The sequence below is a fragment of the Bremerella cremea genome (assembly GCF_003335505.1).
Lineage (GTDB): Bacteria > Planctomycetota > Planctomycetia > Pirellulales > Pirellulaceae > Bremerella > Bremerella cremea_A.
Genome location: NZ_QPEX01000043.1, coordinates 1 through 13,421 on the forward strand (window position 1 = coordinate 1; position 13,421 = coordinate 13,421).

The 13,421-nt window shown below is 51.5% G+C and carries 14 protein-coding genes and 1 pseudogene; 9 read left to right on the forward strand and 6 right to left on the reverse strand.

Translation table 11 applies throughout. From position 1 onward, the window contains the following. The first annotated feature begins 491 nt into the window (after nt 1-491). On the forward strand, nt 492-1,124 hold the full coding sequence (locus DTL42_RS19500) for a hypothetical protein (protein ID WP_114371147.1): 633 nt from the start codon (nt 492-494) through the stop codon (nt 1,122-1,124). Between the two features lie 426 nt (nt 1,125-1,550). Here the strand turns inward: DTL42_RS19500 and DTL42_RS19505 are convergent, their stop codons facing one another. Next, complete coding sequence (locus tag DTL42_RS19505; protein WP_114371149.1) at nt 1,551-2,123, reverse strand: hypothetical protein; 573 nt, start codon at nt 2,121-2,123, stop codon at nt 1,551-1,553. A 334-nt stretch (nt 2,124-2,457) separates the two neighbouring features. Here DTL42_RS19505 and DTL42_RS19515 point away from each other — a divergent pair, with 334 nt between their 5' ends. The 6 genes from DTL42_RS19515 (at nt 2,458) to DTL42_RS19550 (ending at nt 6,877) form a co-directional block, all read left to right on the forward strand. Beyond that, nucleotides 2,458-2,934: a hypothetical protein gene (locus DTL42_RS19515; RefSeq protein ID WP_147274362.1), complete on the forward strand. Its 477-nt coding sequence runs from the start codon at nt 2,458-2,460 to the stop codon at nt 2,932-2,934. A gap of 1,074 nt (nt 2,935-4,008) precedes the next feature. After that, entirely contained in the window at nt 4,009-4,212 is a 204-nt protein-coding gene (locus DTL42_RS19525; protein ID WP_199590185.1) for a hypothetical protein, read from the forward strand. Between the two features lies 1 nt (nt 4,213). After that, complete coding sequence (locus DTL42_RS19530) at nt 4,214-4,657, forward strand: DUF6334 family protein (protein ID WP_114371159.1); 444 nt, start codon at nt 4,214-4,216, stop codon at nt 4,655-4,657. A 198-nt stretch (nt 4,658-4,855) separates the two neighbouring features. Further along, on the forward strand, nt 4,856-5,251 hold the full coding sequence (locus tag DTL42_RS19535; RefSeq protein ID WP_114371161.1) for an ISAs1 family transposase: 396 nt from the start codon (nt 4,856-4,858) through the stop codon (nt 5,249-5,251). A 158-nt stretch (nt 5,252-5,409) separates the two neighbouring features. Next, a complete protein-coding gene (locus tag DTL42_RS19540) occupies nt 5,410-5,775 on the forward strand; it encodes a hypothetical protein (RefSeq protein WP_147274363.1) in 366 nt (121 codons plus the stop codon). 616 nt (nt 5,776-6,391) lie between these two features. Beyond that, the gene (locus DTL42_RS19550) at nt 6,392-6,877 is read left to right on the forward strand and encodes a hypothetical protein (RefSeq protein ID WP_147274364.1); all 486 of its coding nucleotides are present in this window, start codon (nt 6,392-6,394) and stop codon (nt 6,875-6,877) included. Between the two features lie 340 nt (nt 6,878-7,217). Here the strand turns inward: DTL42_RS19550 and DTL42_RS27240 are convergent. After that, nucleotides 7,218-7,283, reverse strand: a pseudogene (locus DTL42_RS27240) (hypothetical protein); the annotation flags it as partial. Between the two features lie 405 nt (nt 7,284-7,688). Between DTL42_RS27240 and DTL42_RS19560 the strand changes: the two are divergent. Together DTL42_RS19560 and DTL42_RS19565 are read left to right on the forward strand one after the other, a co-directional pair. After that, nucleotides 7,689-8,384 carry a hypothetical protein gene (locus tag DTL42_RS19560; RefSeq protein WP_114371171.1) on the forward strand — a complete coding sequence of 232 codons (696 nt, stop codon included), beginning with the start codon at nt 7,689-7,691 and terminating at the stop codon, nt 8,382-8,384. Nucleotides 8,385-8,729: 345 nt separating this feature from the next. After that, nucleotides 8,730-9,221 (forward strand): hypothetical protein, encoded by a 492-nt coding sequence (locus tag DTL42_RS19565; protein WP_114371173.1) that lies wholly within the window; start codon nt 8,730-8,732, stop codon nt 9,219-9,221. Nucleotides 9,222-9,827: 606 nt separating this feature from the next. Here DTL42_RS19565 and DTL42_RS19575 read toward each other — a convergent pair. From DTL42_RS19575 to DTL42_RS26870, 4 genes are all read right to left on the reverse strand, one after another. Then, nucleotides 9,828-10,166, reverse strand: a complete 339-nt coding sequence (locus tag DTL42_RS19575) for a hypothetical protein (RefSeq protein WP_114371177.1) — start codon at nt 10,164-10,166, stop codon at nt 9,828-9,830. A 1,281-nt stretch (nt 10,167-11,447) separates the two neighbouring features. Further along, on the reverse strand, nt 11,448-11,873 hold the full coding sequence (locus tag DTL42_RS19590; protein ID WP_114371183.1) for a hypothetical protein: 426 nt from the start codon (nt 11,871-11,873) through the stop codon (nt 11,448-11,450). A gap of 424 nt (nt 11,874-12,297) precedes the next feature. Beyond that, complete coding sequence (locus DTL42_RS19600; RefSeq protein ID WP_114371187.1) at nt 12,298-12,570, reverse strand: hypothetical protein; 273 nt, start codon at nt 12,568-12,570, stop codon at nt 12,298-12,300. Between the two features lie 191 nt (nt 12,571-12,761). Beyond that, a partial coding sequence (locus tag DTL42_RS26870; protein WP_234824277.1) for a transposase occupies nt 12,762-13,421 on the reverse strand: 660 nt, incomplete at its 5' end.

Consider the following 13,421-nt stretch of genomic DNA (forward strand, 5'->3'; position numbering starts at 1 on the left):
TGAGAGAAGTCTGCAAAGCCTAGTTCAGGTTGAACGATTCCAATCAGCGACACCGAGTCGGCAGCGATGCTGCAGGTAGTGAATCGCCATCGTGGAGAATCGATGGCTTTTTCAACGGGCTGCTAAGTGGCAAAGCTTGAGTGTCCTTTGCTCTGTTGGACACCCAAAACGTCTTCTGGCTAACGCCTGAGGGCGTAGGTCAGGACTTTCAGGGCGGCTTCGGTCATCATAACGGTTGGCTTCCTTGCCGACAGGCTTGTGAAAGACCTAAATGTCCGAAAACTCGTTGCTCAGGAATGTCAAAAACGAATTGACAACGCTACCCTAAAGCACGTCGGATTCGCGGACGACGTTCATCGTTCATACGACTTGTACGAACACGGCGGAAACCTGTACCTGTTTGCTAAAGATGAATCGCTTGTTTCAAGGTAGACACCGGGGGCACATGGACGGGCAATCGAACGTATTTTAGAAAAGCTGGGAGGGAACTAATGACTACGACCTCTGTATTAAGAGCCGAAGCAATAATTGAACTTTGCAGTAGTCCGATTGCCTGCATAAGACAGATTGCTTGGAAGTATGACGATTCTACGACCGGCAAAATGAATGTTTGGGGCGGACAAACCCCGATTATTGCGATTTGTTTTGAGGACGGAAACGATTCATGCTTGTTCGTTGGCGCTACTGACACCGCTTTAGCGTTTCGATTGTCAGGGTCTGATGACTACGACGCCGTGCTCAGCCTCGTAAACCAAATTGACAAGGCTGAATTCGACAACGATGAATTGATCGGTGTTTTTGATCTAAACTCAGTTGTTTGCCCGATTTCAGATTGGGAGACTCTCAACATCACCAAGGCTTCGGTGATTGAGACTGTTGAAGACAATACCGTGGTTGGTTTATGTCTCGGGATAAACTTAGGAACTCGATTGGGGCTGTTCGTGGCCCCAAATCCGGGAATTACACTATCATTTAATGATACTTGCGATTCAATTATCGGTCAGGCAGAGAATGCACAGCGGGAGGGCCTAGTTCATATCATTTCAAAAGAGTTTTCAAACAGAGAAACACCGCAACAAATCGATACTATTGATTGGTTTGATTGGCTTCGACGTAAGAATTAGTTGCCCCAACAAGAATGTCGCTTGAGATCGTCAAGCGATAGTTGCAGCCCGGACGCCGGAAGAAGTTGCTGCACGGGGAAGAAAAGGGGGCAGGTTCGTATTTCTCCGCTCGACCTATGATAACTACCCATATGGGTAGACCAAAGCTCGCCGGGTGCCATGCTCACGTCCGCGTGAGCATGTGACTTACATTCAGGCTTGTCCTTCTCGCCAGGCGTAAGGCAGTGTCGAAAAAGACTCAGCATGATCATGATCCCACTGCATGCTCATGAAGACGCGAACATGGCACCCTGGCGCAAACCAAATTGCGGTGAATTCCAGGGCTTCCGTTGGACGCCCCTATTGGATTGCTGGCGCAGACATCAATAGATCGAACACTTTGTAGTGATGTCTTGGCAGTTCCACCGAGCCATCTTAAGATCTTGATTAGTCATTGCTGTGGTCGTGGTGCCGCACCGATGAGCCTATCGTAACCTTAAAGATGACTCCATCAGGATCTTGGAAATCTTCTGACCACCAAGGGCAAAATCCCTCCAGCGGGTCTTCTGATACCTCCCGATACGGCGAGAATGCATCTACGGAGAGTTGGCCGTTAATTCGATGAACAGCACCTATCCATTCTCTTCCACATAACGGAACGGGCTGCTCAAATGCGTCTGTGAAATCGAAGCTGGATTGGTCGGTATCGATAGATACAGGCCCAGAGTATATGTGTCGGATGGTTGAGTCTGACGTTAACAGAAAAGGCGTCTTTCGGATTGGCTGACCAGTAAGTCTTAGGTTCCAACCGATGCGTTGTTGATGATACTCTACGACTCGCCCGTTGACGGGATATGAAAGATCATGGTCAATAATCCACAACGGCCTAGAAGTGCGGTCAAGAAAACGGGTTTTCGGATCGTCACAAAAATCAAAACCTTGGAGGCGAATCGTTTCTTCGCTGTTCTGCATAACCACAAAGCCTGCCACATAGTAGTATAGATTATTAACAGTATCCATCTGCTAATCCTAGCAATCTAAGTGGTTACATTTTTTTTCAAACAGTACTTGAGTTGGAGCATCTAGATCAACTCTACGAAGCCGCATGCTCTTTACAAATATCTCTTCCGCCGCCTCACTGGGACAGAGGTCAAAGCCTTGCTTTTGCAGAACCGCAATCGCCCCCGATGAGTCGTCTCCGGCCCGACCAACGGCTTTGTAGTATTCGTCCCAGCATTTTATCACATCATCGCTTGCGGCTTCAAATAATCCAGATCGCATTGCTTGATCCAATACTGAATTCAGTCCTGGCACCATTTCTTCCCTCAAGGAAGTGTCAGAAAACGCAGATCACTTGAACGACCTCATCTTCGAGAATAAGGTGACATTCAATGGCAACGGGGGCGGCTATTCTGGAAGCCCTCTTAACGCCGCTGCGGAAAGTATTGTGCAGAGTCCCTTTGCGCTCGCGGCAGTTGGGATAGTCCCGGTGGTCGGCGAATTAACGGATGGCTATGCTCTCTTTCACCCGAAGTCAACCAGATTGGAAAGCGCGATTGCGGGAGGTAGCCTGTTGCTCAACGGTCTCACAGCAGGCTTTGCTCCAAACTTCTCTGGCCCCGCAGCAAAACTACTACGGTCCTCGGACGAAGCTGCGGAAGCTGCCGCCGGGGGATCGGAGGTAGGTAGCCGAGTTGCTGGTGAGACAGTCACAGAAAGTGTCGAGGCCGTGACAGATTCCGTTGACAATGTTATTAAGGAAGCGGTGGAATCAGGCGAAGGAATTGCTGGTTCCGCAAGAAATGGATTGGGTGCGGGTGGTTCAGCGTGAAGATGCTAGACGATGGCACAATGCTGTTTGGAGGCAGCCCGACACGGACATTCCTAAATCGTCAGTTTTTTCATCACGAATTAATCCATGTCAGCCAAATGATTAAGAATCCAAACCTATGTCGGAATTCCCTTTGCGAATGCCCCATGAACCGACCCAGCTTTGGACGGCCCGTGGAACTTGGGGGATACCGGCAACAGTATTTGCAGGTTGGTGGTTTTTTGAATCGACGGACGGAGATTGAACAGAATGGGCGACATTCGTGAATTCTGGCTAGCACTCTCTATTTACGTCACAAGTGCGATTACGATTTACTTAATTATCAATATGACAGGACGGTTGAAACTTTCGCCTGCCCTGCAAGTAGTCGCGATACTCGGTGGCGGAATAATACTCTTCGTGGCAGTAATTATTGTGTGGGCAGGAGTCGTGAAATTATTCTGCAAAAAACGCTCATGAGAAGATCCGAAATACCAACGTCCGAGTGCCGATTCCGCCCTCGGCCGTGGAGACGCCAAATTGTAGTACTGACATTCTGTTTCGGCCCCACTTAGTGCCGACGATGAACAACAAAAGGTGTCAGGACTGAATGGCATGAGCATAATCTCTCACTCATTGTCACCTCCCGGGTTTTGATTGACTTTCGGGCTGACTGCAGGAGCTTGTACGGTTTCGGGCGGCGTTTGATAAACTACCCATATGGGTAGACCAAACCGAGCTGGGTGGTACTGACCACCGTCGACCACTTGAACCGTGACGTCTACGCACTGACGCTCGTCACCCAGAAGGCGTGACGGAATCGGTTCGCCCGACCGGCTTTCACAAAGTCTACCGAGCTACCGACGATCGCTGGGTCTCGGTCTGTGAACTTCGCGAAGGGGACCAACTGCAAGGCACCAATGGCCTGCTAAGGATACAATCGCTCACTAAAGTTCCAGGTGTCCACCGTGTCTACAACATGACCGTGTTTCGACTCTCGGGGCCTTGGTTCATAATACTTGTCCTCCGGGGGATGGGGCAGATGTCCCGAAAGAGGGAAAGCTTACGGGCGGGGGGCAAAGAAAAATTGGCAACTTGGCGGACTTGAAAGATGTCGATGCGGCACAGGCAATTCTGGATCGTGGTGGAAATGCTGGAAGTGTTCGCAAGGCTCCTGGAGATAACCTAAGAGGGAAGACTGTTGGCGAAATTGCCAATCTAGCCGCACAAGGAGACGCAGCTGCTGAGACCGCTATGAAGATCATTAAGCAGGCCAAGAAAAAGGGAGATAAGTACTAAAATGGATTCGAAGCAAGAAGTCGATCTATTTGCAGATTTGTGCTCATCTGATGAACGGTTGACCGACGTCGAGGGGCAGTTCGTTTCTGACGACAGTACGCCAATGCTAACTGCGATCAAGATTACATTTGAGCCCACGATAGTTATATTGGTAGCCCAAGATGATGATTCGATCAAAGTGCTCACTGACGGTGCTCTAGTTGATCTGCCTCATTCGAAGGTACGTAAACTACTTCACACTCCGGCTTGGGAGAAAGCTGCCCTGCGTCCTCTGTTGTGGGTATGGAAGATGGTAAATCAGCAAGGATACTTCGATGGACTTCAATTTGATTTTGCTAATTCGGCGGAGGAGGCCGTTTCAAGAGTTCAACTGCTTGTCGTGGGAAGTGAATTCAAGGTTGCAGCTTGGCCGATTGATCAGGCATCCACGGCGTTTGCGCCATGATGGGTAATCTGCGATGCTTTAGCAATGGCAATCAGGCGTCTCTGTGACAGAAGGAGTTGCGGCCTGATGCGGTTTTGCTGGGATGTGTGTGATGTCGTCATGATCGCCGATTTCCATAGAAAAGTGTTTCGCTGATCTGACCGATCTGCGGACTCGCAAGGTCACCTATCCGCTGGTCAACATCGTGACGATGTCGCTGTGTGCGGTGGGGCGGACGATATTCCGCACGCGAGCAAGTGGACGAAGCTGAAGACAATCGGCATGACGATCAAAATCGTAAAGCAAAACGGCAAAGAGACCAGCGACGTGCGTTACAATATCGTCAGCAATTATCTCAGCGGCAAACGTTTCGCCGAAGCGGTTCGCGGGCAGTGGAGCATCGAGAACTCGCTCCACTGGCAACTCGACGAAACGTTCGGCGAAGACCGAAGCCGGATTCGGAAAGGACACGCCTACGTCAACTTCAGCCTGCTGAGACGAACGATCCTGAGCTTGTTGAAGTACAATAAAACGGCCAAGGTCAGCGTGAAGAACAAACGACTAAAAGCAGGCAGGAATGTTAGGTACCTGCTGGAAGTGGTGCTGGGAAAGTGATTTATGGTGCGATCGCCGAACGGAAACTTGTGGACCGTGTTGTAACCGAATCGTTGGCTTGGGGACGCAAGTATTTGTCACTCCGCACTAACACCTTTCACATGGGGTCATTGCCGATGAAACACAGAGTTATAGGTCACTGGAGTATAGGACTATGCATGTTCATTGCTGCGAGTATCTTGTCCATTGCATTGATTTCATGGGAGGCCATGATTGATCGATTCAATGCAGTGCCCTCTAACCTGAAGACCATTTCGGAGTTTCGAGAATGGGATGAAACAGCAGGCGAATCGATAGATATTAGCGTAGGCGGCAAACGCTACATGGTTGTGTTTGGAGGTTCTCCTTTGTTTCCCATAAAAGAATATCCGGCGGGATATTTGTTTAACGAAAAAGGAATGCTTGTTGCTTGGTCTCCTGAGGCGAGCGACGTGGACAAATATAGTTTGTATTGGAACGAGGCAAGACGTGTGTTAATTGGCAAGGCTGGTGGCATGCCAGAGGAATTCAATAGCGGGTTATAGCTGAACGGAAGGACAATCGGCCAAGAGGGCCGTCTGGATGGATTTAAATTGTAAGGAATGAAATACGAGGGCATTTCAGCTTCCTACAGGGGATAACCAAGCGACAGCCACTGCCCCCGGGCGTGTCCCCCAGTTTGTAAACTTCAGCCACAAATCGCAAACCCAAGAAAAGCGCTGGCCAAACGCCAGGGCTTTTTGCATGGCCGGTCGGAATAGTTCGCCCCTTGGCCACCGAGATCCCCGCAGCCGAAGAAGCCTTGACTCTTCGCGATCACTCGACCGTTGGTAGCGGAAATGTGGTTAACGAGGTCTGACTCGCCTACAATGATTTCGGCCAACTGATTACCGACTACCAAGCTCACAGAGGTGCCGTGAACACTTCCACGACTCCCAAAGTCCAGTATGGCTATGCCAGTCTCGTAGGGTGCGTTAAGGCGCCCCTACGTTACTTTGCTCTATTGAATTGGAAAATTTCATGAAGCTGTTCATCTTATTATCTTCGTTACTAATTGGTGGCGCCCTGCAGGCTACCGCGCTGGCATCCTTTCCGATACCACTACCTTTCGACAAACTTGTGGACGAATCGTCGACGATCGTCGTATGCAAAGTGATTCGAATGACACCCTTGGTATCCGAGGATGACGAGCAGGTACAAGAGGAATCGCTGGGGCAATACCTAGGGCCGAACTGCTTCTCGTTGGTGAAGGTAATTGAGGTATGGAAACAGCATCCAGTCGAAAACGGGCAAGATGCACCAACCGCTGCCGTTTACGATAGCCAAGGCTCGTTGACGATAGCCCACGGTAGTGGTAATCGCGGGATTGGTGGATTGAGCCATGACTTGACGGAAGGTCGGACCTACGTACTATTCCTCAAAATGATTCAGCCAGGAATGTATCGATTTACCGATGGCAACTCGGTGTACCCGATTTTCGAGGGAAAAGTGCCCGAAATGGGTGTCAACATGAATAACGAAGATATTGCCACAAGTAATCCTTCAACTGTTGATCAATTCAAAGTTCGTGTTCTGAAGGAAATCGGTAAGCCCATGGAAGATGCGAGACAGCAAGATCCGTCAGGTGAAGAAGGCAGTGCAAAGTAGGACATCATGGAGAAGAAAAGGGGGGCAGGACTCGTTGGGCCCTGATACCAACCTCCTGGTTTTTGCCCACTCCCCATCAGGGAATGACGGAGCGTGAAAAGGACGGGGGTAATTTTGTCTTCCCACTGCGGATACCCAAACGACAGCCATCACCCCATGCGTTCCAACTACTCTCCGTCGGTAAATTCCAGTCACAAATCGCAAACCAAGAAAAGCCCTGGCAAAACGCCAAGGCTTTTTTCTTTTCCGGTCCCTTTCTATAAAAACCTGCCACCATGAAACCGCCATTCGACCAGGCATGCCCAAGGCCCTGTCGCTATCGATCTCACCGAGCCTGATACTAAGTTGACACCAGCAGCCCCTTCAGGAGCCAACGACCCCGACACTGGCGACATCTACTCCGGTCTCGACCGCTTCGGACGCGTGAAAGAAAACCGCTGGTACAACTACCGCAGTTCCGCTGATGTCGACCGCATCAAGTACGGCTACGACCGGGCCAGCAACCGCACCTGGCGACAAAACGTGGTAGCCAATTCGCTCAGCCAGCCCTTCGACAAGCTATACCACTACGACGCGATTTCAAATAAGTCCCGGCCGAGTGCTGGTCGTTGGATACCACCGACAACTGGCAGAAATACCTGGAAGATGCCAATGGAGAGGGAACCTGGGATTTGAATCAGACCCGCACCTCGAATGATGTCAACGAGATCACCGATATCACGGAATCAGTCGGCACTTCCTGGGTAGCGTCTGCGTACAATCGTGCCGGGAACATGGCCAAGATCCCGGCCCTGGCCACTGTCCGAAAGTCGTGGGCTATCGCAGTCTGCAGCACTCCAACCAATCCCATCTCGGGACCATCGATACCGCAGAGAAGGCTTTGCGTGCCCGTTATGTTCTGGTCGATGAGGCGTTATTCGGCCCGCAGCAATACCCGGCGTTTGGAATGGTATGGCTGGAATCGCTCGATGCAATTCAAACCGGACTGCGCAGCGGTGACTTGCGTCTGGCCGCGATCCTGGCCCAACCGGTCGCGTTCTTCGTGGGGCTGATCTCGGCATCGCAGTGCGAGTTAATCCAGCGTGCGTTTCCGCTGATGCAAGCCCGCCTCCGCGAAGTCTTCCGCCAGATGCTTCAGTTCAAGCCAACCGACGACCGCCAGTTGGAAGCGATTGCGGAATGCCTGTTTGATTTCATCGTTCAACTGCTCGCTTTTCCACCGACTCAAACGCTGGCCAGCGAATTACTCGACGAACTTGCCGCCGAGAGGAGTTGCCTCCATTCGATCTGCATCCGCGGCATGGTTGGCCTCCGTTTCTTGCTAGTTAAGTCGGTTTTACGAGGCCTCAACCATCAACAGGGTACGGGTATGAACACCAAGCTCGTTTCGCAAATCTCCGAGCTGATGCAGAAAGACTTTTATGTCGACTACTTCTTGGAAAGGGAAACGGATGACGATACGTTTCTTATGGGCGCGTTGATCGCGTGTATCGATCAATTGCCTTAGCAGCCTGTTGAATGCGAGACTTGGCATGATGCACCACGATGTTGATTTCGCGCGATTCTCTTATGGAAAATTTTCGTTGACGGTCCCTTGGAGTCGCCCGCGCGGCCTTCCTTCGATTCTGGTCCAGGTGCCGAGTGTGTTGCTGCGGATTTTTTTCCCCTTTATTGCACCTACGTGAAATGCAGCAGTCACAGAGCATTCCACTTTTCAATTGTCTTCCTGCTAGAAAAAGTTCAAGGTTGCGAGACGGCCCCATTTCAGGTAGCGTCAAGCATAGATCGCAAGACTGCTCGTTCACATCTTGAGTACTCCTGGATGCCCCATTCTCCTTCGGAGACAGTCAGAATGAAATCCTTCAACGTCCCCGCCGCGCGGAAGGCCCGTTGCCGTGTGTGGTTGCCGATCTTTCTGGCTGCGTTTTTCCTGCTTGCGTATGGCGCGAGTTCGGCCTATGCGATGATCAGCGTCGGCACACTCAATCAAGAGCAAGCTCAAAAGAAGTACGGCATTACGATGCATGCCCGCAAAAACGGGGACGCAGGTATCTTGGTCTGGCTCGAATTCAAAAAGGAAGGATGGCTAAAGAAATTCACGTACGCTGAACTTCACATGAAAAACGAACAGGGCAAGCACCTGGTCTCGGCCAAGCTAGAGCCCCGTCCCGTGAAACATGGCCAATCAGAAGAAATCACCACCGTCTCGTTCTCCGCCGATTCCGACCAGCTTAAGAACTGCAGCTTCCTAGTCGTCAGCTATCAAGGCATCGCAGGAGGCGTCGGTTACTACTTGAACGTGCGTGATTTTATCGACCTGAACGATCCCGCCCTGGCAAAGTAGGCCCGTGGCTGGAATAAGCGTTAGCTTTTTGTTGAATAGCCCTCAGCTTCCCAGGCACGGGCCAGAGGCCCGTGCCACACCGGCGCGTGATCAAACCAACTTAACCAGGCCCTAGCCGAAGAAGATGCTCTGGCAAAGCAATGGTCAGATAGTTCTACCTCACACCTGCTGAAACCGGGCTTCTCGCCCGGGCCTGGCTACAGTTTCGATTCCTAGAAGCTTGCGGCGGGTGGCACTGGTCATTGAATCCTCTCTGTGTGCACCGGGCATCTTGCCCGGGTTTGGATGTCGTTTTGCTTCTCTGAAGTCCACGGTTGCTAGAAGATACTTGGGCTCTGATTCCAGAGCAGCAAAACCAGTCTGACTCTGAATGCCTAGTTGGGCATGTTCCCGCTTCCCAGACACAGGCCAGAGGCACCGTGGCTCACCGAGAGGTTTCCTTGGCAGCCAGTGCCAGCTGCCGGTGTATTGCGTTGCCACGCGGTTGGCTTCGACAAAACGGTTCAGCAAATTCTGGTGCGTCGAGACGCACCCTACGGGACTGTTTCATTAGTAGCGCCGTCCTCAATAACATGGCACGGCGTTGAACAGTCCAGTCGGCCCATTTCAGTCGAAATTGGGATATTTTTCCCAATAATGCTTTCTCATGTATTCAAGGGCATTAGCTGGTGTGCGTGTCATTTTATTCTCAACTACCCAGGTGGGGAAAAGTCGACGGTCTCCGCCAAGGCCAATCGTGTAATGGATTCTCTTGGCCAACTTCCACGATAGCTCATGAGCAATGAAATTCTCGACATAGGGGATATCGAATCTGCGAAAATACTCGGCGATCATATCAGAGGAAGCACTTTCCGAGTGCCGGAAGTCTTCCGTCAGGAAATGCTCTGTTATTTTCAGGATGCAGGTACTCTCTGCGTCGAAGTCGTTTTCTGTTTGCCAGCTCATTTGACCAATCCCTCGTTGAACAAACGTATGGCCCGATCCTTCCAACTGCGGCAGGCAGGATGAAGAATGTTGCCTCCCAAGGAAGGAGCAACAAGGGGCTCCGCTTCCCATCGCTGGCCAACCCAGTTACAGTCGGCAATCATCGAAGTTTATTCATCGTTTCCTTTGAACAGTTGATAGAAAACCGTTAACTGGACAGATGACAAAAAAAAGCCAAGAATACAACCAGCGGGAAATGCCAAAACCAACGGCCAACCAGCGTACCGTTGGATCACCTCGGAAATTAGAATGGCCTGTGCAGTAGTCAGGCCAAACAGGAAAAGAGTCTCGGTTTGATTGAACACATGGCCCCTCAGTCATTGATTGCACGACGCACGACATAGTCAGACAAACTATATATAAATTACAACACACCGCCAAGAATTATTGTATACCCGAAGTATAGTTCAGGCGTTCCTACAAACGATGGGATAACTTCGTGGATATGCCCAAATGGGCGGGTGTCGGTGATGCTTGGGTTGCGGATGTATTGGGCAATATGCATCATCTCATGGTGCGACGTTGCACGGTTGAGATAGCCGAAGCTCTCTCCCCCGCCGATTACGAATCCATCGTCAACTTTGTGCACACTTGAAGCGCCAACCCGAAATTGAGTTTTTTAAATGAGCTCAAATTCGACGTCAGCAGGTGTAACCCACTTGCTGCGAAAAAGCGTTGTTGCCCTCTTGATGCAATTGTGAGTATTTAGTTTGAAGCGAGAGGTTACTTGACTAAGGTAGAGCTCTCGCAAAATTGCACTTTCTGGCCCCTCCGGCAATGAGCTAATCCGGCCGAAGACGCCGAACCCCCTTGGGGTAGGCGAAAGCAAACCACGTCGAACAGGAAGCGTTCTGCGTGCTAATTCTCCAGCGGCGCCACCTTCCATTGTACCCAGCATGGCCCAGTGCAGACTACTGGAAGCGGTCCCTTCCGCTGCGTAGCCGTAGATCGCGCCGGCGCCGATGAATTCTGGGCCGGCGTACATCAGGCATGGCGGTGTTCTAGCAATTGCAGCCTGCTCAACTGATCAAGCTGCGATCGTTCAAGTGCAGTACAGTCGCCTAGGATTGGGGGCGGCCATGCGAGATGGGTAGAGCGAAGTGTAACCGACAATCGAGAGTGGGCTACGTTGCCGCACTGTGAGCAAGGTGGTCGCCGGGCCTTGGATGACAAGGGTGTCTCCGTTTCTTCGTCCTCGCGATGATGGCCAGGGCGAGTACCTCGAATCGCCAGCGCTACGCATCAGCGTGACACCGTTGACTCAATCACAAACAACGTGGTGGACGTTTTGGCGTCGACAAAAAATGTGAAATGCGGCCCCAGGACATGATCGGGGTGGTGCTCAAGCCCTTCGCGGCTGTGAACACAGACACCAAAGACGGCCAATTCCGTGACACCGGAAATTGCGTCCTGCAAGCCCGTCCCCCATTCCCTTCGATGAGCCTGTGCGGCTTTAACATACTCCGCATGCACGGCCGCATTGGATACGAGTTCCGCTCGATCCACTGTCCACCGCTTCTTTTTGAAATGGTGAAATTCCTTTGTCGACTCCACTGCAGCAAAAAGACTTCGCAGCCTCTGTTGAATTGGTTCGGGCACCATGAAACTGTTAGGAATCTTAAATATACCTTTAGAACGCGTAAACCAACCTTTAAGAATATTAAACATACCTTCCCTTTGCCTAGTTTACGAATGGGAGGACAATATCATCGCTATGTCCAAATACTTCCTCAGCGATTCGAACAGCCTCGAGGTCGACCTCATATTCGGGTGTCCAGTACGGCAAACGAGCGTGTCCGACTTCGTGCAAGAATACGGACTTGACTCCGCCCGGCTCATAGAACGCATGTTGCCGGATAACGATTTTACGTGTTGCGTGATGAAACGTCGAGCTTCCCTCTTCATGCGCTTAACGTACCGTATCACTATACCCAACAGCACGTCTGAGTGCTTGGACCTGTTGGGAGCGTCCGGCAGCCACGTTCCGCTGAGCCGTTATGTAAAGCGAGCCAAAGCGTGACCCTGCTCCATTGGTTAAGCTGCAACCATTCAAACCGGCACCGTCTGTGAAGATTGTGATGCAGAAGCGAGCCTATTGACTAGCGTCGGATTGGTCCTGCTGTTGAGCTGCCCATGTTGCCTTGCCTTCTGCTATCTCAGGGTTAGCCCTACCCCAATCCCTCCACTGATCGACATCATCACCAAAATCATCACCAGTAATCCTCTTGAGGCGAAGCAATGCTTCTTCCTTTTCCAGGTACCCGAGCCGGACAGGTCCATGTGCGAGACTGTTGACGTAGAGCTTAAATGGACTCAGTTTGATGTTCTCCCCATCTTGAACAAGATCATCTCCATAACTCTTCAAAGTACACTATTTCTAAAGGTCACCAGCAATCGAATCCATCATGTTTCACAGGCCTCTTTGAAAAGCAAACGCAACCTACGAAGCTAGATTAAGCTGCGACAATTGTCACGCAGCAAGACAGGGCGCTAGCAAAGTGCGTCCACCCTAGCAGCCCGTTGAAAAAGCCATCGATTCTCCACGATGGCGATTCACTACCTGCAGCATCGCTGCCGACTCGGTGTCGCTGATTGGAATCGTTCAACCTGAACTAGGCTTTGCAGACTTCTCTCAACAAGAATCAGGGCAAGATAGAGGGCCGAAAGAAGGTTTTGAAGGTCTTGCAGGCTGCGTGCCGTGCCGATTCCGAAGACCGTGCGCAAGATCAGGCCCAGGTTGCGGGCGGCGGCTTGGATTGTCCAACGTTTTCGCACCTTCTCGATCCCTCGCAGCCAACTTCTTCGCCCGCCCCCGGTCTCGCACGTGTGCGCGAACGTTCGTTCGATCAGTTCGCTACGCTTCCGCTGCAGACGTTTTGCTTTGCTGCGACCTGCTCGCCGACGATTGGCGTAAACTGCTTGCTGAAGCTCCGCCCGTTTGTCATGCCAACGCAAGCGCCGCGGGCGTTTCGGTTCGGCGACGTAAGTTCGCAGGCCGAGCGACTGAGCGAGCTCCAATGTCTCCGCCGCGTGATAACCTTTGTCGGCGGCGACTTCTTCGATGTTCGCTGCCAACGTCGCTTCGTTCAGATGCGTCTGCGCGGCGACCACGCTGTCGACCAGCGTTTGCGAATCGGACTGATCGGCATGATAAACTTCGGCCGCCAGCACCAGATCGGTTTGCAGGTCGACGACATGCTCCGCCTTGTAAGCCAG